At 64.6% G+C, this 18,044-nt stretch carries 16 protein-coding genes and 1 tRNA gene; 8 read left to right on the forward strand and 9 right to left on the reverse strand.

The window, feature by feature from the left end:
- Positions 1-19: 19 nt before the first annotated feature.
- From cmrA to E4P29_RS03800, 3 genes are read right to left on the reverse strand one after another with little or no spacing between them, the layout of a single operon-like run.
- Positions 20-823 carry a mycolate reductase gene (gene cmrA, locus E4P29_RS03790; RefSeq protein WP_135042111.1) on the reverse strand — a complete coding sequence of 268 codons (804 nt, stop codon included), beginning with the start codon at positions 821-823 and terminating at the stop codon, positions 20-22.
- Positions 824-846: 23 nt separating this feature from the next.
- The gene (locus E4P29_RS03795; protein ID WP_245154151.1) at positions 847-2,892 is read right to left on the reverse strand and encodes an NADPH-dependent 2,4-dienoyl-CoA reductase; all 2,046 of its coding nucleotides are present in this window, start codon (positions 2,890-2,892) and stop codon (positions 847-849) included.
- Positions 2,889-3,416 carry a PadR family transcriptional regulator gene (locus E4P29_RS03800; protein ID WP_027497612.1) on the reverse strand — a complete coding sequence of 176 codons (528 nt, stop codon included), beginning with the start codon at positions 3,414-3,416 and terminating at the stop codon, positions 2,889-2,891. The genes E4P29_RS03795 and E4P29_RS03800 overlap by 4 nt, the downstream gene beginning before the upstream one ends.
- An 83-nt stretch (positions 3,417-3,499) precedes the next feature.
- Between E4P29_RS03800 and E4P29_RS03805 the strand changes: the two genes are divergently transcribed.
- Positions 3,500-4,822: an MFS transporter gene (locus E4P29_RS03805; protein ID WP_135042115.1), complete on the forward strand. Its 1,323-nt coding sequence runs from the start codon at positions 3,500-3,502 to the stop codon at positions 4,820-4,822.
- Here E4P29_RS03805 and E4P29_RS03810 read toward each other — a convergent pair.
- Both E4P29_RS03810 and E4P29_RS03815 read right to left on the reverse strand, forming a co-directional pair.
- Positions 4,819-5,640: an alpha/beta hydrolase gene (locus tag E4P29_RS03810; RefSeq protein ID WP_135042117.1), complete on the reverse strand. Its 822-nt coding sequence runs from the start codon at positions 5,638-5,640 to the stop codon at positions 4,819-4,821. The two genes, E4P29_RS03805 and E4P29_RS03810, sit on opposite strands and share 4 nt — an antisense overlap.
- 35 nt (positions 5,641-5,675) lie before the next feature.
- On the reverse strand, positions 5,676-6,326 hold the full coding sequence (locus tag E4P29_RS03815; protein WP_245154152.1) for a TetR family transcriptional regulator: 651 nt from the start codon (positions 6,324-6,326) through the stop codon (positions 5,676-5,678).
- Positions 6,327-6,496: 170 nt separating this feature from the next.
- Between E4P29_RS03815 and E4P29_RS03820 the strand changes: the two genes are divergently transcribed.
- The 3 genes from E4P29_RS03820 to E4P29_RS03830 are packed head-to-tail and all read left to right on the forward strand — an operon-like array spanning position 6,497 to position 9,099.
- Positions 6,497-7,609 (forward strand): FAD-binding oxidoreductase, encoded by a 1,113-nt coding sequence (locus E4P29_RS03820; protein WP_135042121.1) that lies wholly within the window; start codon positions 6,497-6,499, stop codon positions 7,607-7,609.
- Between the two features lie 45 nt (positions 7,610-7,654).
- On the forward strand, positions 7,655-8,839 hold the full coding sequence (locus E4P29_RS03825) for an acyl-CoA desaturase (protein WP_135042123.1): 1,185 nt from the start codon (positions 7,655-7,657) through the stop codon (positions 8,837-8,839).
- A 23-nt stretch (positions 8,840-8,862) separates the two neighbouring features.
- Positions 8,863-9,099: a hypothetical protein gene (locus E4P29_RS03830; protein ID WP_027497606.1), complete on the forward strand. Its 237-nt coding sequence runs from the start codon at positions 8,863-8,865 to the stop codon at positions 9,097-9,099.
- Positions 9,100-9,168: 69 nt separating this feature from the next.
- On the opposite strand, the gene E4P29_RS03835 is transcribed toward E4P29_RS03830, so the two are convergent.
- From E4P29_RS03835 to E4P29_RS03845, 3 genes are all read right to left on the reverse strand, one after another.
- Positions 9,169-10,278, reverse strand: coding sequence for a class I SAM-dependent methyltransferase (locus tag E4P29_RS03835; RefSeq protein WP_135042125.1), 1,110 nt, complete (start codon positions 10,276-10,278; stop codon positions 9,169-9,171).
- Complete coding sequence (locus tag E4P29_RS03840) at positions 10,275-11,417, reverse strand: N(5)-(carboxyethyl)ornithine synthase (protein WP_135042127.1); 1,143 nt, start codon at positions 11,415-11,417, stop codon at positions 10,275-10,277. Before E4P29_RS03840 ends, E4P29_RS03835 begins: the two co-directional genes overlap by 4 nt.
- Before the next feature lie 70 nt (positions 11,418-11,487).
- A tRNA-Arg gene (locus E4P29_RS03845) sits at positions 11,488-11,560 on the reverse strand.
- 146 nt (positions 11,561-11,706) lie between these two features.
- Between E4P29_RS03845 and E4P29_RS03850 the strand changes: the two genes are divergently transcribed.
- Together E4P29_RS03850 and E4P29_RS03855 are read left to right on the forward strand one after the other, a co-directional pair.
- Positions 11,707-12,864, forward strand: a complete 1,158-nt coding sequence (locus E4P29_RS03850; protein ID WP_135042129.1) for an XdhC family protein — start codon at positions 11,707-11,709, stop codon at positions 12,862-12,864.
- Between the two features lie 44 nt (positions 12,865-12,908).
- Positions 12,909-14,987 (forward strand): cytochrome c oxidase assembly protein, encoded by a 2,079-nt coding sequence (locus tag E4P29_RS03855; protein ID WP_167735368.1) that lies wholly within the window; start codon positions 12,909-12,911, stop codon positions 14,985-14,987.
- A 7-nt stretch (positions 14,988-14,994) separates the two neighbouring features.
- Here the strand turns inward: E4P29_RS03855 and E4P29_RS03860 are convergent, their stop codons facing one another.
- Entirely contained in the window at positions 14,995-15,420 is a 426-nt protein-coding gene (locus tag E4P29_RS03860; RefSeq protein WP_245154153.1) for a MarR family transcriptional regulator, read from the reverse strand.
- Between the two features lie 82 nt (positions 15,421-15,502).
- Here E4P29_RS03860 and E4P29_RS03865 point away from each other — a divergent pair, with 82 nt between their 5' ends.
- Positions 15,503-17,299 carry an ABC transporter ATP-binding protein gene (locus E4P29_RS03865; protein WP_135042133.1) on the forward strand — a complete coding sequence of 599 codons (1,797 nt, stop codon included), beginning with the start codon at positions 15,503-15,505 and terminating at the stop codon, positions 17,297-17,299.
- Between the two features lie 47 nt (positions 17,300-17,346).
- Complete coding sequence (locus tag E4P29_RS03870; protein WP_135042135.1) at positions 17,347-18,006, forward strand: YigZ family protein; 660 nt, start codon at positions 17,347-17,349, stop codon at positions 18,004-18,006.
- Positions 18,007-18,044 lie beyond the last annotated feature (38 nt).

Consider the following 18,044-nt stretch of genomic DNA (forward strand, 5'->3'; position numbering starts at 1 on the left):
AACGACCAGGATTCGGGTACTAGTTGCCCAGCTTTTTGTAGAAGCTGCCGATGATCGGCGCGGAGATGCTGCGCGGGCTGTACTGCCCGGCGACCGACATGCCCTTGCTCAGCAGGCCGGGAACGACGCGCATCTTGTTCTTCGCGAGGCCGTCCAGCGACAGCTTCGCGGTGTAGGCGCTGTCGATCCACAGGAAGTCGGGGACCATTCTGTCCACGATCGACGCATCTGCCGGGTCGGGTGTCTCGGTGCGGACCGGGCCCGGAGCGAGCAGTGTGACGTTGACGCCGGTGCCCGCGAGCTCGCCGCGCAGTGACTCCGAGAACGTGTTGACGAAGGCCTTGGTTGCCGCGTACGTCGCATTGTTGGGGATGGCCATGTTGCCCGCCGCAGATCCGGTGATGAGGATGCCGCCTGCTCCGCGACCGATCATGCCGGGCATAACCGCGAGCGTGAGGTCGTGTACGGCAACGGCATTGAGCTCCACCTGATCGCGCTCGTACACAGGATCGAGTCCGGCCACCGGTCCGAACGTCGCGATGCCTGCGTTGTTGCACAGGATCGAGATCTCACGTTCGGAGAGCTCGGTGACCAGCTCCTGGCGCTGCTCGCGGTTGGACAGATCCGACGCCCGCACCTCGACGGTGACTCCGTGCTCGGCGGTGAGCTTCGCGGCCAGCGCCTCGAGCAGTTCGCCGCGTCGAGCCACGACGATCAACGAGTGACCACGGGTGGCGAGTTCGGTGGCCAGGGCCTCACCGATACCGGAAGAGGCTCCGGTGACGACGGCGCGGGTATCTGGGCTTGGCTTGGGCAGGCTCACGGTGAGACAGGCTAGCGGACAGATCAGATCGTGGCCGCGAGCCGGGTGCCCTGCTCTATCGCCCGTTTGGCGTCCAACTCTGCCGCCACGTCCGCGCCGCCGATGATGTGCGTGGCGGTACCCGCGGCCTTCAGCTCGTCGACCAGATCCCGAACCGACTCCTGGCCCGCGCAGATCACGATGGTGTCGACGTCGAGCAGGCGTGGGCGTTCGTGCTTCTCACCGAACGAGATGTGCAGACCCGCATCGTCGATCTTCTCGTAGTTCACCCCCGAAAGCTGATGCACGCCTTTGGCTTTCAATGCTGCGCGGTGAACCCATCCGGTGGTCTTGGCGAGACCGGCCCCGATACGTCCCGGCTTGCGTTGCAGGAGGTAGACCTCCCGAGGAGACGCGGCCGGCACCGGGGTTGTCAACGCGCCCGGTGCGGCCTCGGGCTCGGTGACACCCCATTCCTGCTTCCACTCCTTCAGGTCCAACGTGGGGGAGGCGTCGGTGGTGAGAAACTCGGAGATGTCGATGCCGATACCGCCGGCACCGATGACCGCGACCCGGTCGCCGACGGCCCTACCGTCGCGCACCAATTCCGCGTACGAGAGGACGGATGGGTGATCGATACCTGGGATCTGCGGCATTCGGGGAGTGACACCGGTGGCCAGGACCACCTCGTCGAATTCACCCGCGGCGAGTTGTGCGGCGGTAACCCGGGTATCGAGGTGGACCGCAACATCCGCGTCGCGCAGAGCGGTGGAGAAGTAGCGAATGGTCTCGGCGAACTCTTCTTTGCCGGGAATCAGACGGGCGATACCGAATTGGCCGCCGATCTCGCTCCTGGCCTCGAACAGGCTGACGGCGTGTCCGCGTTGCGCGAGGGTGAGCGCCGCAGACAGTCCGGCGGGCCCGGCCCCGACGACCGCCACCTTCTTGGTCTTCTTCGTCGGCAACAACTGCAGGTCGATCTCGCGACCGGCGCGAGGATTGACCAGGCACGAGACCTTCTTGTGTACGAAGGCATGGTCGAGACAGGCCTGATTGCAGGCGATGCAGGTGTTGATTCGATCCGCGGAATCAGAAGCAGCTTTCTCGACCCAGAACGGATCGGCGAGCATCGGCCTGGCCATGGCGATCAGCCGCGCGTCGCCACGGGCGAGGATGTTCTCGGCGATCTCGGGCATGTTGATGCGGTTGGACGCGGCGACGGGAATGCTCACGTATTTTTCGAGCTTGCCGGTGATGTCTGCGAATGCTGCTCGCGGAACCGAGGTGACGATGGTCGGCACCCGCGATTCGTGCCAGCCGATGTCGGTGTTGATGATGTTCGCGCCTGCGGCTTCGACGTCCTCGGCGAGCGCGACGATGTCGTTCCAGCTCTGGCCCTCCTCGACGAGGTCGGCCATCGACAGCCGGAACACGATGAGAAAGTCGGATCCGACGGCGGCACGGATCTGCCGCACGATCTCGACTGCCATTCGGCGACGGTTCTCTGCGGAACCACCCCATTCGTCGCGTCGCTTGTTGGTGCGCTCGGAGAGGAACTGGTTGATGAAGTAGCCTTCGCCGCCCATGATTTCGACGCCGTCGTAGCCGGCGCTCTGCGCGAGCCGGGCGCAGCGTACGTAGTTTCTAATCTGCCAGCGGACGCCCCTCGACGTCAACCGCCGCGGCCGAAAAGGATTGATGGGAGCCTTGATCGACGAGGCCGACACGCTCAGTGGCTGGTAGGAATAACGTCCGGCATGGAGGATCTGGAGCGCGATCTTGCCGCCTTCACGGTGTACCGCCGCGGTGATCCTGCGGTGCCGACGGGCCTCGATGCGGTTGGTCAGCTTGGCCCCGAACGGCAGCAGCCACCCGGTGCGATTGGGGGCGTAACCCCCGGTGATGATGAGGGCGACGCCGCCGCGGGCACGCTCGGCGAAGTAAGCAGCCAGGCGGCCGGTGTCGCGGGCGCGATCTTCGAGGCCGGTGTGAATCGATCCCATGATCACGCGGTTCTTCAACGTGGTTGCGCCGACGTCCAACGGCGACAACAGAATCGGGTATGGACCAGTGGTCTGCTCGGTCTTCACAGTTTCTCCAATACCTCGGTGCACCATTCGGTGAATCCTTCTTCGACACGAATCCCGCCGCGGAGCACCAGGTATTGATGCAGCGCAGTACCGGTCAGGGCAGCGGGGGCCGGAAAGTCCTGCTTCTCGATCAGTCGATACACGTCGAGACGGGTGGCATGTACGTCGCGGTGGCGGGCGACTTCGACTTTCAACGCTTCGATGTCACCGTTGGCGGCACCGCGAATCTTCACGGCGAGCTCCTCGCGAAGCTGCGAGGGATCGGTCGGTGCGGCGATCCAGCGATCGAGCTCGGCGCGGCCCGCGGCGGAGACCGAATAGACCTTCTTGTCGGGACGGCCGTCCTGCGCGACTGCCTCACCGGTGATCCAGCCGGCCCCGTCCATCCGCGTCAGAGTGCGGTAGATCTGCTGATGAGTTGCACTCCAGAAGAAGCCGATGGACTTGTCGAACCGTCGGGCGAGCTCGTACCCCGAGCCGCTCAGCTCGGTGAGGGAGACCAGAATCGCGTGTTCCAAAGCCACAACCGAGAGTATGTATGCAACGTGGTGACTATGCAACTAGGTGCACCGAGAAATTCGGTGTGCGCGGTCTAGTGTTGGCAACCATGGGAACCCAGCCGGAGGCCGCTGTCGTCGGAGTCGCAACCACACGGAAACAGGTCACCGCCTGGGGATTCTGGGATTGGGGCTCGGCTGCGTTCAACGCCGTGATTCTCACGTTCGTGTTCTCGGTGTATCTCACCGATGCCGTCGGTGACGACCTACCCGGATCCATCTCGGCGACCACGTGGTTCAGCTGGTCGATCGCCGCGTCCAGCGTCGTCATCGCATTGCTCGCGCCGGTGTGCGGGCAGTACTTCGACGCGCGGGGCAAACGTAAGTGGTTACTCGGGGTGTTGACCGCGCTGACGGTGGTGGCCATGGCCGGCCTGTTCTTCGTGCACGACGACTACCACTATCTGTGGCTCGGGCTGCTGCTGCTCGGTCTCGGATCCATCATGTTCGAGCTGGCCAGTATTCCGTACAACTCGATGCTGCGGCAGGTCTCCACCCCGGCCAATATCGGACGCGTGTCCGGATTCGGTTGGGCGATGGGCTATTTCGGTGGCATAGTGCTGCTGCTCCTGTGTTACCTGGGCTTCATCGTCGGGGACGGCGACACTCGGGGCCTGCTGGGGCTGAGCACCGACGGCGGGCTCAATATCAGACTCGTCGCCGTTCTCGCGGCCGTGTGGTTCGCGGTCTCGGCCATCCCGGTGATGCTTGCAGTCCCCGAAGTACCCAGGGCCGTTGCCGACCCCAAGGCTGCACAGGCCGGGTTCGCGGAGTCCTACCGCGTTCTCTTTCGCGATGTGCGGGAGTTGTGGAGCGCAGACCGGCGTGCCGTCTACTACCTGATCGCCAGCGCGTTGTTCCGAGACGGACTGGCGGGGGTCTTCACCTTCGGGGCCGTTCTCGCCGTCAGCGTCTACGGCATCGGTGCGGCGGACGTACTGCTGTTCGGCGTCGCCGCCAACGTCATCGCCGGCCTCGGTGCCATCGTGGCCGGACGATTCGACGACAGGATCGGACCCAAGAAGGTCATCGTCTTCTCGCTCACGTCCATGATCGCGGCCGGAACCATTCTGCTGTTCGTGTCGGGACCGACGATGTTCTGGATCTTCGGGCTGATCCTGTGCCTGTTCGTGGGGCCCGCGCAATCGTCTGCGCGTACTTTCCTGGCCCGACTGGCACCTCCCGGGCGCGAAGGTCAGTTCTTCGGACTGTTCGCGACGACGGGTCGGGCCGCGTCGTTCCTCGCGCCGTCCCTGTTCGGTCTGTTCGTGTGGATGTTCGATGCCGACCGCGCCGGCATCGCCGGGCTGATCATCGTCCTGGCCGCCGGGCTGCTGGCACTGCTCAAAGTTCGCGCCCCGGAACAGGTTTAGACCGATCCGATACGACTCAGGATCTCGGCCGTGAGTGTCTCGGGGGCTTCCTCGGGGATCCAGTGGGAGATGCCGTCGAGTTCGACGAATCGGTACGGCGCATCGACGAACTCGCCACAGCGCTCCGCGCCGGCTCGGCCGATGGCGGTATCGCCGTTGCTCCAGACATAGGTGGTCGGCACCGTCACTGCGGGTAGGTTCGCGAATTCCCTGGTCATTGCGGCGTACCAACTCGATGCGGCCGTCAGCGCCCCGGGGACGGTGAGATGCCGAACGTATTCGTCGTCGAGGCTCTCGGCACCGAACATCGCGCGCAGACGCTGTGCGTCGTTCTCCACCAGAACTCGCTCGGCCTTCTCCGGCTCCCGAAGCAGGCCGAAGTACTGCGACCGCTGCTGCTGATCGGGATCCTCCCGGATGGCCCAGTTGAACGCCGCAGAGTGCGGAACGGATGCGGCAGTGAGGCTTCGGACGCGGTCGGGGTGCTCGGCAGCGACATGCCAGGCGACCACAGCACCCCAGTCGTGACCCACCAGGTGCGCCGAGTTCAGGTCGAAGGCGTCGAGCAGACCGAGAACGTCCTCGGTGAGACGCTCGATGCGGTAGTGCTCGACGCCGATCGGTCGGGCACCGGGGGAGTAGCCCCGCTGGTTGGGGGCCAGGACCCGGCAGCCCGCGGCCGTCAGTCCGGGGGTCACCCGCGACCACGACGCGTTGGTCTGTGGAAAGCCGTGCAGCGCAACGATGGGTACGCCGTCGACGGGACCGGCCTGCGCCAGCTCGAACGTGTACTCGCCGATGTGTACCTCGGTGGTCATGATGCTCCTTCGTAGCTTGCGCTCGTGCCCGACGGTCAGGCCCGTCGCGGTTCCCACCTGCTCATCCCCAGCATGATCATCCGGATCTGCTTCTCGGTGCGCTCGATGAGGTCTTTCTCGTTCTGACTACCCGGTCGGTCGATTTCCAACAGACCGACCACGGCCGTCAACATCGTCGAGACCAGGAGGTCGGCCGTCATCTCGAGATCCGCGACGTCCCATCGTTCGAGACCGGGCATGCGAGAGAGGTCGATGGTCAGCTCGCTGACGAACAGACGAAGCTCGGTGGCGAACGCGCGACGGACCTCGGTGACTCCGCCGTAGCGCTCGCGACTGAGGAAGCGGAACTGATCCTCGTGGCTGCGTACCTGACGAACCAGGATGCCGAAGGATTCGGTGGCCGTCTTGGTGCTCGGGTTGCGCCTGGCGTCGCGCAACATCTGGCGCAGCATGCGCATGCTGTCCTCGACCAGCGCAACTCCGAGGTCTTCCATCGACGCGAAGTGTCGGTAGAACGCGGTGGGAACGATGCCCGCGGACCGAGCAACCTCACGCAGGCTTACGCTGGCGAACGAACGTTCGCGCAGTAGATCCAGGGTGCCGTCGATCAAGGCCTGCCGCGTGCGCTCCTTGCGCTCGGCGCGAGTACCCGGTTCTGTCACGACGTCCAGTTTATGGGCCGGCATTCTGTGATCTCCCCTCCGGTTACTCCTCGGCTCCCGTGAACTCCTCATGTGGTCTGTAATGGCGGTCACATAAACGTTGACAGGTACCGGTGTCGCTCTGTCACACTCATATTAGTGCACAATCGTTCACTGAATGGGTCGTAGGTATCGATCCGGTTAGGGAGGATGGAATGACGCTCCAAGAACGACCGACGCGACCCTCGGGTTCGCGCAAGTTCTCGCTTCTTTCCCTGTTCGAGGCCATGGCCACGCCCCACGCGCTCGATCGGTACCTGGAATTGGTCGACCCCATGACGACCGTTCGCGACCTGCGCGGTGAAGTGACCGAGATACATCGGTCCACCGAAGACTCGCTCACGCTCACCATCCGTCCCACCAGACAGTGGAAGGGATTTCAAGCCGGCCAGTTCGTTCAGGTCGGTGTGGTCATCGACGGCGTGCGCCAGACTCGCTGCTATTCGCCTGCCTGTTCGCAGTACCGCAAGGACGGCCGAATCGAGCTGACGATCAAGGCGCATCCCGAAGGCCTTGTCTCGCAGTATCTGCACAAGAACGCGCACGTCGGCCTCGTCGTCAGCCTGTCGCAGGCGGACGGCACGTTCAAGCTTCCCCAGCCACGCCCGGCGCGCACGCTGCTGATCAGCGGCGGCAGCGGCATCACGCCCGTGCTGTCCATGCTCAGGTCGCTGCTGGACGAGGGGTACAGCAGCGACCTGACCTTCCTGCACTACGCGTACACCGAGAACGACGTCGCCTACAAGCAGGAGCTCGAGAAGATCGCCGCCGAGCACGACAACGTGAACCTCGTCTTCGCGTACACCGAGCAGAAGACCGGCGGGGACCTGCACGGGTTCTTCGGCAAGGAGCATCTCGACGCCGTAGCACCGTGGTTCGCCGACGCGGATACCTTCCTGTGCGGTCCGCCGGGCTTGATGAAGGGCGTGACGTCGTTCTTCGACGACGCAGGAGTCGGCGACCGCCTGCACCTCGAGGAATTCACGCCGTCCTTCGCCACAGTGAGCGACGACGTCACCGGAACCACCACGTTCTCCGGAAGTGACGTCGCCGCCGAGAACGACGGTGCAACGTTGCTCGAACAAGCCGAGGGAGCCGGTCTGTCGCCGGCCAACGGGTGCCGGATGGGCATCTGCTTCACGTGCACCTCGGTGAAGAAGTCCGGCTGCACCAAGAACATCAAGACCGGTGAGACCGACACCGAATCCGACAAGAAGATCCAGCTCTGTGTGTCCGTTGCCGTCGGCGACGTCGACATCGACATCTAGTCCCGGAGCTTTCGCCCACCACCCGATCGAATTGGAGATCAGCAGATGCTCGGAACGATTCTCTCGATCCTGCCCACCGCCGTCCTTCCCTTCCGACGCAACGAGACGTTGCCGGACGAGCCGACCGTACTGACGTACGAACAGGTCGAAGAGCTCGGCCGCGAACTCGACGATCTGCGCGCTCGCACCGTCGCCAAACTGGGCGACGAGGACCGCGAATACATCTACAAGATCATCAAGGCGCAGCGCGGGCTCGAGATCACCGGTCGCGCACTGATGTACCTGCCTTTCGTCCCGCCGGCATGGCTCGCAGGCGTCGGCGCACTCGGCGTCGCGAAGATCCTCGACAACATGGAGATCGGCCACAACGTCATGCACGGCCAGTACGACTGGATGCGTGAGCCGGGCCTCAACTCCGAGGTGTTCGAGTGGGACACCGTCTGCCCGGCAGACCAGTGGAAGCACTCGCACAACTACATGCACCACACATTCACCAACATCGTCGGCATGGACCGCGACATCGGGTACGGCATCCTGCGCATGGATCAGGACCAGAAGTGGAACCCCTACTACCTCGGCAACCCGGTCTACGCATTCCTGCTCATGACGTTCTTCGAGTGGGGCGTCATGCTGCACGACCTCGAGACCGAGAACATCGTCGCCGGTAAGCGCAAGTGGCACGACGTCAAGCCGTTGCTGCAGGGAATGTGGCGCAAGGCGGGCAAGCAGGCGCTCAAGGATTACGTCATCTTCCCCGCTCTGACCGGGCCGTTCTTCGCCTCGACCGTGGTCGGCAACGTTGCCGCGAACCTGATCCGCAACGTGTGGACGTACTCGATCATCTTCTGCGGCCACTTTCCGACGGGGGTGCAGACCTTCAGCCAGGAAGAGACCGCCGACGAGAGCCGGGGCGAGTGGTACGTCCGTCAGATGCTCGGATCGGCCAACATCGAGGGTTCGCCGCTGTTCCACATCATGTCCGGCAACCTCTCGCACCAGATCGAGCACCATCTCTTTCCAGATCTGCCCGCGCACCGCTACCCGCAGATCGCGCCCGAGGTCAAGGCTCTGTGCCAGAAGTACGACCTGCCGTACAACACCGGCGGCTTCTTCCACCAGATCGGCACCGTGTGGGGCAAGATCTTCAAGCTCGCTCTGCCCAACTCGCTCACCGGATCGGCGGCCCCGGCCAGTGTTATCGTCGAGCGTAAGAAGACCGACGCAGCGTGACGACTTCGAAGGGGGCGGTCCTGGTGGTGGGAAGGTTCGAGCGTAACAAGGACACCGTGCAGGATTTCACCGAGTCTGCGGCGACACACGTCGGCAGAATCGTGGTGATCATCGCCGGAGCGGTCCGTGACGTCACTCGCGAGATCGGTGATCTGATCACCGATGGAATCGAAATGCGCGAGGCCGCGAAGAAGGCCGAGCGGGACGCGCCGCTGGGCACCGTGATCAACGGAGAGTTCGAGACCCGCGACCGGCACTGACTCACCGCGCGATCGACGAAGCCGCCCGAGCATTGCTCGGGCGGCTTTTCGTGTCTCGGGCGCGGATGGCTAGTGGCGGCGCAGTCTCCACAGCGACGTGGTCTCGCGCGACCGGGCCTCGTGCAGAACATCGGAGGCGTCGGTCGCTCGAGAATGCGATGGCACGGTGTCCATCCGGTCGACGACGGTCAGGCCGGCCTTGTCGATCGACGCGAGAAGGTCTGTGCGCGTAACCAATCCGAGCAACTCGGCGAGGTCGGACAACACCAACCAGGCCTCGCCGTCGGGCGTCAGATGCCCGCCGAGGCGGCTGAGGAACGATTTCAGCATGCGAGAACCGGGATCGTAGACGGCATGCTCGATCCCCGACGTCGGCTTGGTGGGAATCCACGGCGGGTTGCAGACGATCAATCCCGCGCGGCCGCCCGGGAAGATGTCGGTCTGCACCACCTCGACCCGATCGCCGTACCCGAGTGCGTCGAGATTGGCGCGGGCGCAGGCGACCGATCGGGGGTCCCTGTCGGTCGCCACCACCGCAGGTACGCCCCGGCGCGCGAGTACCGCAGCCAGCACACCCGAGCCCGTCCCGATGTCGAAAGCCCGGTCCGTGGCAGGTAGCGGTGCGTCGGCGACGAGCTGGATGTACTCACCGCGGACAGGAGAGAACACCCCGTAGTGGGGATGAACGGATGCGTCCAGCGCCGGCACGAACACTCCCTTGCGGCGCCACTCGTGTGCGCCGATGATCCCGAGGAGTTCCCGGAGTGACAGCACGCAGGCCGAGGCATCGGGACCCAGTGCTTCAGCTACGGCCGATCGCACATCCGGTGCTCGGCCGAGGTCGAGCCGCAGGTCCGAATCGAGTTGCACCAGTAGCATTCCCAACACCCGTGCGCGTCGCGCCTGGTACTGACGATGCAGGTGGAACCGCTCGGCGGGCGACGCGTTGTCCGGCTGTGTGGCCGGTGGTACCCGCCGCGTCATCGCCGACAGGAGCTGGCGCGCGTTGTTGTAATCGCCACGCCACAGCAGAGACTCGCCGATCGTCGCCAGCTTGTAGGCCACGTCCGCCGTCGTCCCGTCGTCGACGATCCGCACCGCCCGCGGTGGCGGCGCACCGTTCTCCGACTGCCATCGCGCGGACCGTTCGACGCCGTCCTCGACCCACGTGACGCTCATGCTGCAGTGTGCGGGTACTCCGCACTGCGATGTTGGAAGGCAAGGATATTGGGGTTCACGATGACACCCTCCCTGATTTCGATGGAACGCTCTATGGTCGCGTCCTCACTCCACGCCGCAGGCCCGTCGAGAACCACGCGAAGGTACGGCAGCAACGATTCGCTGATCTCCCACGTCGCCGAATTCCACAGGTAGGACGGGCTGTGGTCGACGGCGTAGTAGTGCACGTTGTCACCGACGGTGAACATCGGGTCGGCGAACGACGTGGGCCGCGCCCATTCGAAGCCCATCCCCTCGTCACACGATACGTCCACGACCAGCGTGCCCGGCGTCAATGTGGGCAGGTCCTCGTTCATCAGGAACGTCAATGGTGAGTTCGTATCCTGCAGAACGCAATTGACGATCACATCGTGGTCGGAAAGGAACTGCGAGAGTGGGATTCGACCGTCGGGAGTCAGGGCTCGGCTCTGGCGGGGATCGGCGTCGTCGAGATCGAAATTGACGATGTTGGCCGAGTGGATCGGCGAACCCACCGCCGTGACCCCACGCTGAGTGAGGACATCGACGTCGTGAATCCCGTGGGCACTGAGCGCGGTGACCGCCCCGCGAGCCGTGGCCCCGAAACCGATGACAGCGGCCCGCAACCTGCGGCCGTAGTCCCCGGTCGAACCGATCAGCTGCAATGCGTGCAGCACCGAGCAGTACCCGGCCAATTCGTTGTTCTTGTGGAACACATGAAGATTGAACCAGCCGTCCTGCGTCCAGTGGTTCATGGCCTCGAAGGCGATGAGCGTGAGCTTACGATCGACCGCGATCTGGGTGAGTCTTTCGTCCTGCACGCAGTGCGGCCAACCCCAGAGCGTCTGCCCGGTTCGGAGAGATTCGAGGTCCTCGGCCTGTGGCTTCGGTAGCAGAATCACGTCGCAGCGAGCAATGAGTTCGGCACGGGTTCCGATGCCTGCGACCTGCGTAGCCAGGTGCTCGTCGGAAATTCCGAACGGTTCGCCGTAGCCGGATTCGAGGAACATTCGGCCTCGAATGTCGGCGTCGATGCGATCGAAATGAAGAGGATGAATCGGTAGTCGACGCTCATCGGGCTTGCGCGAACGTGAGAGGACTCCGAGAGTGAGCTGATGCACGTGTAACCCTTCGTTACGCGAAGTCAACCACAGTAACGCGAGTCGACCAGCGTTCGCGCTGGTCAGAGGGTGCCCCCGGCAGGATTCGAACCTGCGACCAAGGGATTAGAAGGCCCTTGCTCTATCCCCTGAGCTACGGAGGCTGGCACGCGCGGACAGGCCCGCTCGAGCACGGTTGACGAGTGTACCTTTCCGCCTACGGCGATCACACCGGCATGGGTTGAGGGAGCAGTGCAAGGGGAAGCCTGTGATGTCGTAGACATTCCGGCCTGCACCCGAAGGAGGTTCGATGCACGACATTCTGGACGAGCTGATGCACGCCTGGCAGACCGGCGACACGCTGGCGGTCGCAACGGTCGTGCGGACATTCGACTCCGCGCCGCGTCCTGTGGGTGCGTCGATGATGGTCGGCCAGGACGGTGCGGTCGCCGGTTCGGTGTCCGGCGGCTGCGTCGAGGGTGCCGTCTACGAATCGGCGCAGGACGTGATGCAGTCCGGTGCTCCGATACTCACTCGATACGGGGTGTCGGACGACGACGCATTCGCAGTCGGGCTCACGTGTGGAGGAACGCTGGACGTGTTCGTACAGGCGGTGTCGAAACACACCTTTCCCGAGTTCGGCGACGTCGTGGCGAACGTACGCGGCAACGTCCCGGTTGCAGTGGCCACCGTGATCGCCCATGCCGACGCAACACGGGTCGGTCGGAGAGCAGTTCTGACGGAGTCGGGTATCCGCGGTTCCCTCGGCAGCTCGCGGGCCGACGCCGCCATTGCCGACGACGCGAAAGGGCTACTGGCAGCGGGACGTTCGGCTGTTCTGACGTATGGAACCGACGGCCAGCGCCGCGGTCAGGGAATGCAGGTGTTCGTGTCCAGCCATGCGCCGTCGCCGAGGATGATGGTATTCGGTGCCATCGATTTCGCTGCTGCGGTTGCGCAGCAGGGTGCCTTTCTGGGCTATCGCGTCACCGTCTGCGACGCCCGTTCCGTCTTTGCGACCCCGCAGCGTTTTCCCGCTGCCGAGCAGGTGGTGGTCGCGTGGCCGCACGACTACCTGAACGAACAATGGGCGGCGGGGGAGTTGGACGAGCGGACCGTGGTCTGTGTATTGACTCACGACCCGAAGTTCGATGTGCCACTGCTCGAAGTGGCGTTGCGGATTCCGGCTCTGGCCTTCGTCGGAGCAATGGGCTCGCGCCGGACCCATGACGACCGCACCGCCCGGTTGCGAGCGGCAGGGGTGACCGAGACCGAACTCGCTCGATTGTCGAGCCCGATCGGACTCGACCTGGGTGCACGCACGCCGCAGGAGACCGCGGTGTCCATCGCGGCGGAGATCATCGCCCAGAGATGGGGCGGGAGCGGCACGCCTCTCCGGCAGCAGCACGGACGCATCCACCACGACTCGCTGGACGCCGAGGACGGGGCAAAGTACGACGCTGTGTAGGACTCGCGTTTCGAGTACTGCCGAACACCTCTTACTCTGGTGGTATGGCCACACCGGATCTCGACAAGACCGACCCGTCGCACGCCGGGGACTCCACCGGCGATGTGCGGTCGGACGAGAGCACGGGCAGTGCAGATCCCCGCTCGACAACCACGTCGGTGTTCGTCACTGCCGGCGTCATCGCCGGTGTCGTGGCTGCCCTGATCGTCATGCTGTCCGCGTCGGACGCGTTGGTCCTGCTCGGTATCCCTGATCCCGGGCCGGCCACCACCTACGGACTGCCTGCCCTGCGTGCGATCGGTGAGATCGCAGCGGTCATCGCGGTCGGCTCGTTCCTGCTGGCGGCGTTCCTGGTTCCGCCGCAGAAGAACGGCGTCCTCGACGTGGACGGTTACCGGGCGGTTCGCACCGGCTCGGTGGCATCCATCGTCTGGGCCGTTTGCGCGCTCCTCCTCGTGCCGTTGACGCTGTCCGACACCTCCGGCCAGCCGTTCGCCGAGGCGGTGAAGCCGGCGAATCTGTGGATCGCGCTGGATCAGGTGGAGATCGCCAGTGCATGGCGTTGGACGGCCATCATGGCCGTCGTAGTCGCCATTGCCTCGCGCACGGTTCTGCGGTGGTCCTGGACGCCGGCATTGCTCGTATTCTCGTTGGCCACCCTGCTGCCCATTGCGCTCAGTGGTCATTCCTCGGCGGGCGGATCGCACGACATCGCGACCAACTCGCTGATCCTGCACCTCGGTGCCGCGTCGTTGTGGGCGGGCGGGCTGTTCGCACTGCTTGCACATGTCCGCAGACGCGGCGCGCACACCGACGTCGCTGCTCGGCGGTTCTCCACGATCGCCGGCGTCTGCTTCGTCATCATGGGCATCAGCGGAGTAATCAACGCCCTGGTACGGGTGTCCCTCGCCGACCTGTTCACCACGACGTACGGCGCGTTGATCGTGGGCAAGATCCTCGCGTTGATCGTGCTCGGTGGATTCGGCTGGATGCAGCGTCGTCGCGCACTGCCCGCGTTGATCGCCGATCCCACCGCCCGTGGACCGCTGCTCCGGTTCGCCGGGGCCGAGGTGCTCGTTCTCGCCGCGACCGTCGGCCTGGCCGTCGGACTCGGGCGGACACCTCCGCCCGCCGAGATCGACCCCAACCTGACGCCGACCGAGGCCGCGCTCGGATACGACCTCAGTGGGCCGCCGACGTTCGCGCGCATGGCTTTCGACTGGCGCTTCGACCTGATCTTCGGCACCGCCGCGATCGTGATGGCCGTGGTGTACCTGATCGGGGTCCGTCGGCTGCGACTGCGCGGCGACGCGTGGCCCGTCGGTCGCACCGTCGCCTGGGTTCTGGGCTGCCTGACGCTGCTGATCAGTACGTCGTCGGGCATCGGACGGTATTCCACGGCAGTGTTCAGCGTGCACATGACCGGACACATGATGTTGTCGATGCTCGCGCCGGTTCTGCTCGCGCTCGGCGGCGCACTGACGTTGGCGTTGCGTGTCCTGCCCGCAGCAGGCAAGGACGGCGTCCCGGGGATGCGCGAGTGGTTGCTGATGGGCCTGCACAGTCGACTTTCGCAGTTCGTCACCCACCCGCTCGTCGCGGCGCTGATCTTCGTGGGCGGCTTCTACGTGCTCTACCTCGGCGGGATCTTCGGAGCCGTACTGGACAGTCACGGAGCTCATCTGTTGATGAACCTGCACTTCGTGCTCAGCGGATACCTGTTCTACTGGACCGTCATCGGCGTCGATCCGTCGCCGCGCAAGATTGCCCCGGTCACCAAACTCGCCGTGGTGTTCGGCTCACTGCCGTTCCACGCGTTCTTCGGTGTGGCGCTGATGAGCATGAACACCGTCATGGGTGCCTGGTTCTACCGCACGCTCGGCCTCGACTGGAACTCCGACCTACTGGGGGACCAGAAGCTCGGCGGTGGCATCGCGTGGGCAACCGGTGAGGTGCCTCTGGTGCTGGTCATGCTCGCACTGCTGATCCAGTGGTCCCGCAGCGACGATCGCGACGCCAGGCGCGGTGACAGAGCCGCCGAGCGTGACCACGACGCCGACCTGGCCGCGCACAACGCGATGTTTGCCGAGCTGGCCCGCCGTGATCGGGACGGCAGGCAGTAGCTTCTCGTCAGTCGCTGCCGGCGATCTTGTGCAGAAGCCGGTCGAGTTCGGTGCGTTCGGCCGGCTCGAGGCCGTCGAATATTTCCGCGGACACCTGACGTCGAGCCTCGTCGACGCGGTCGAGCAGGGCGCGGCCGGCGTCGGTCAGCTCGACCAGGACAGCGCGTCGATCACTCGGGTCCGGCGCTCGCGTCACCAGTTCTGCCGCTTCGAGTGAGTCGACGATGTCGGTGGCCGATCGCGCGACGATGCGGAGGTGCTCGGCCAGATCGCGCAATCGGACCGATTCTCGTTCGCGGGCCAAGACGTGCATTGCCCTGCTCTGCGACGGGTTGAGTCCGAACGGTTCCAGCGCAGTCATGTGGCTTCGCCGAATTCTTCGGGCAACGGCCATGAACGAATCGCTCAGGTTGGGCGAGTGTCCGGTGTCCATACGACGGATCATAGCGAGGCTTGCTCGCAACCTCATAGTGAGGTAACCTCTGCATATTACTTCAGCTACTACGGAGGTCTACTTGGAAAGCCGTCCCGAACGCGTTTCACTCGCACCCGACCCAGCGCCCGTCCGACGAGTACTGGCTCTGTTCACGCCCTACCGGCGCAAGATCGCTGTCGTCAGCGCGATCATCGTGGCCAGCGCCATCATCGCGCTCGCCTCACCCTTGCTTCTTCGCGAACTCCTCGATCATGCAATTCCCGACCGCGACGTCACGCTCGTCAGCCTCATTGCGGTCGGCATGATCGCTGTTGCAGTCGCCACCAACACTCTCGGCGTGGTGCAGACCTGGATGTCCAACGGCGTCGGTCAGCAACTCATGCACGATCTGCGCGTGCAGGTCTACTCGCACCTGCAAAGACAGTCCCTAGGATTCTTCGCGCGAACGCGCACCGGTGAGGTGCAATCGCGTATCGCGAACGACATCGGCGGCATGCAATCCGTCGTCACCAACACTGCGACGTCCATCGCGCAGAACGCCACGACGGTCGCTGCGACCGTGGTCGCGCTCTTCCTGCTCGATTGGAAGCTTGCGACGTTCTCGTTGATCATCCTGCCGATCTTCGTGCGAGTGGCGCGCCGTATCGGCGACGAGCGTCGCAGGATCTCGACCGAGCGGCAGAGATTGCTCAGCGATCTGTCCGTCCAGATCGAGGAATCACTCTCCGTCAGTGGAATTCTTCTCGGCAAGACGACCGGCTCCGCCCAGGCCCTGACCGACAAATTCGCCGACCGATCGCACGAGGTGGCCGGGGTAGAACTGGCCGCGATGATGGCCGGCAAGTGGCGGATGGCGACCATTCAGATCAGCTTCGCCGTGATGCCCGCTCTGGTGTACTGGTTCGCCGGTATCACCATCGGGCAGGGGAGCGCGTTGACGATCGGCACCCTGGTCGCGTTCACCGCATTGCAGACCCAATTGTTCCGGCCCACCATGCAATTGCTCAACACCGGCGTCGAAGTTCAGGCATCTCTGGCACTGTTCGGCCGAGTCTTCGAGTATCTCGATCTGCCCATCGATGTCGCCGAACCCGAGCACCCGGTGACGCTCTCGCGAGAGAGCGTGCGCGGCGATGTCGCATTCCGTGGCGTCGACTTCACCTATGCCGCCGCGACTGTCCCTACGTTGTCCAACATCGACCTCGACGTACCGGCCGGGAGTACGCTCGCGCTCGTCGGCGCAACCGGTTCGGGCAAGACCACGCTGGGATATCTCGTTGCCCGCCTGCATGATCCGACAGCCGGCTCGGTGACCATCGACGGTGTCGACTTGCGGCACATGACGTCGGAGAACATTGCCGACCTGGTGGGCGTCGTCTCTCAGGAGACCTACCTGTTCCACGCCACCATCAGGGAGAACCTGCGGTTCGCCGAACCCGACGCCACCGACGACGAGATCGTTGCTGCCGCTCGGACCGCCCAGATTCACGACTTCATCGACGGACTCGACGACGGCTACGACACGATGGTCGGCGAGCGCGGCTACCGATTCTCCGGTGGTGAGAAGCAGCGCATCGCAATCGCCCGAACTGTGTTGCGCAACCCGCCGATTCTGGTTCTCGACGAGGCGACGAGCGCCCTGGACAATCGCACCGAACGTGCAGTGCAGACAGCGCTCGACGGTCTGATGCACGGCCGCACCACCATTCTGATCGCGCATCGCCTGTCCACCGTGCGAGCAGCAGACGCTATCGCGGTACTCGATCACGGCGTCGTCCGCGAGGTCGGGAGCCACGAGGCTCTGCTCGCCGAAGACGGTATGTACGCCCAATTGGTCCGTGCCGCAGACGATGTCGTGGACAGCGTTGCTGCATGAGCAGGGCTGCTGCATGATCAGGGTTGTTGCATGAGCTGGGCTGCCGCGTGAGCGAGCTTCGAACGATCGCCGGCCGGGTTGTGTGCGAGACCGAGGTCAAGAGATCTCGGTTCGTCACCGTGGTGGACAGGGCGAGCACCGAGGCCGACGCTCGCGCGGTCATCGCTGCGGCACGTAAAGCGGATCCGACTGCCGGACATCACTGTTCGGCATTCATCGTCGAATCCTCGGCTGCAGGCATCGTTGTCGTCCACGAAGACTCGACCCACCGCATCGAGCGATCCAACGACGACGGCGAACCGAGCGGCACGGCAGGAACGCCGATGCTCGAGGTGTTGCGCGGTCATGGGCTGACCAACGTGGTCGCGGTGGTCGGCAGATATTTCGGCGGCACCAAGCTCGGTACCGGCGGGTTGGCCCGCGCGTACGGCGGTGCGGTCACCGAGGCACTTGCCCAGGCTCGGTTTCTCACCCGAGAGCGACGCGACGTGCTGACCCTCGAACTCGACCACGCCGAGGTGGGACGCGTCGAATCGGAGCTACGCGGACACGGGGCGTCGGTGCTCGATACCGCCTACGACGCTCGAGCCGTGCTCACCGTCGCCGTCGCAGACGCCGATTCGACTGCAGCGCTGGTGGCTTCGCTCACCGCCGGACGGGTGGTGCCGGCACTCGGTGGGCACGTCTACGTAGAGACCGCCGAGTAGCACACCGGTCCGACACGAGTGGCGTCATGACCAGCCGA

This window comes from Rhodococcus sp. 1R11 (assembly GCF_004563845.1).
In the GTDB taxonomy this organism is placed as follows: domain Bacteria; phylum Actinomycetota; class Actinomycetes; order Mycobacteriales; family Mycobacteriaceae; genus Rhodococcoides.

Excerpts from the sequence above, each read along its gene's own strand:
- E4P29_RS03805 (WP_135042115.1), top strand. The coding sequence starts at position 3,500 with ATGGGAACCCAGCCGGAGGCCGCTGTCGTCGGAGTCGCAACCACACGG.
- E4P29_RS03810 (WP_135042117.1), bottom strand. The coding sequence starts at position 5,640 with ATGACCACCGAGGTACACATCGGCGAGTACACGTTCGAGCTGGCGCAG.
- E4P29_RS03815 (WP_245154152.1), bottom strand. The coding sequence starts at position 6,326 with ATGCCGGCCCATAAACTGGACGTCGTGACAGAACCGGGTACTCGCGCC.
- E4P29_RS03820 (WP_135042121.1), top strand. The coding sequence starts at position 6,497 with ATGACGCTCCAAGAACGACCGACGCGACCCTCGGGTTCGCGCAAGTTC.
- E4P29_RS03825 (WP_135042123.1), top strand. The coding sequence starts at position 7,655 with ATGCTCGGAACGATTCTCTCGATCCTGCCCACCGCCGTCCTTCCCTTC.
- E4P29_RS03835 (WP_135042125.1), bottom strand. The coding sequence starts at position 10,278 with ATGAGCGTCACGTGGGTCGAGGACGGCGTCGAACGGTCCGCGCGATGG.
- E4P29_RS03850 (WP_135042129.1), top strand. The coding sequence starts at position 11,707 with ATGCACGACATTCTGGACGAGCTGATGCACGCCTGGCAGACCGGCGAC.
- E4P29_RS03855 (WP_167735368.1), top strand. The coding sequence starts at position 12,909 with ATGGCCACACCGGATCTCGACAAGACCGACCCGTCGCACGCCGGGGAC.
- E4P29_RS03860 (WP_245154153.1), bottom strand. The coding sequence starts at position 15,420 with ATGGACACCGGACACTCGCCCAACCTGAGCGATTCGTTCATGGCCGTT.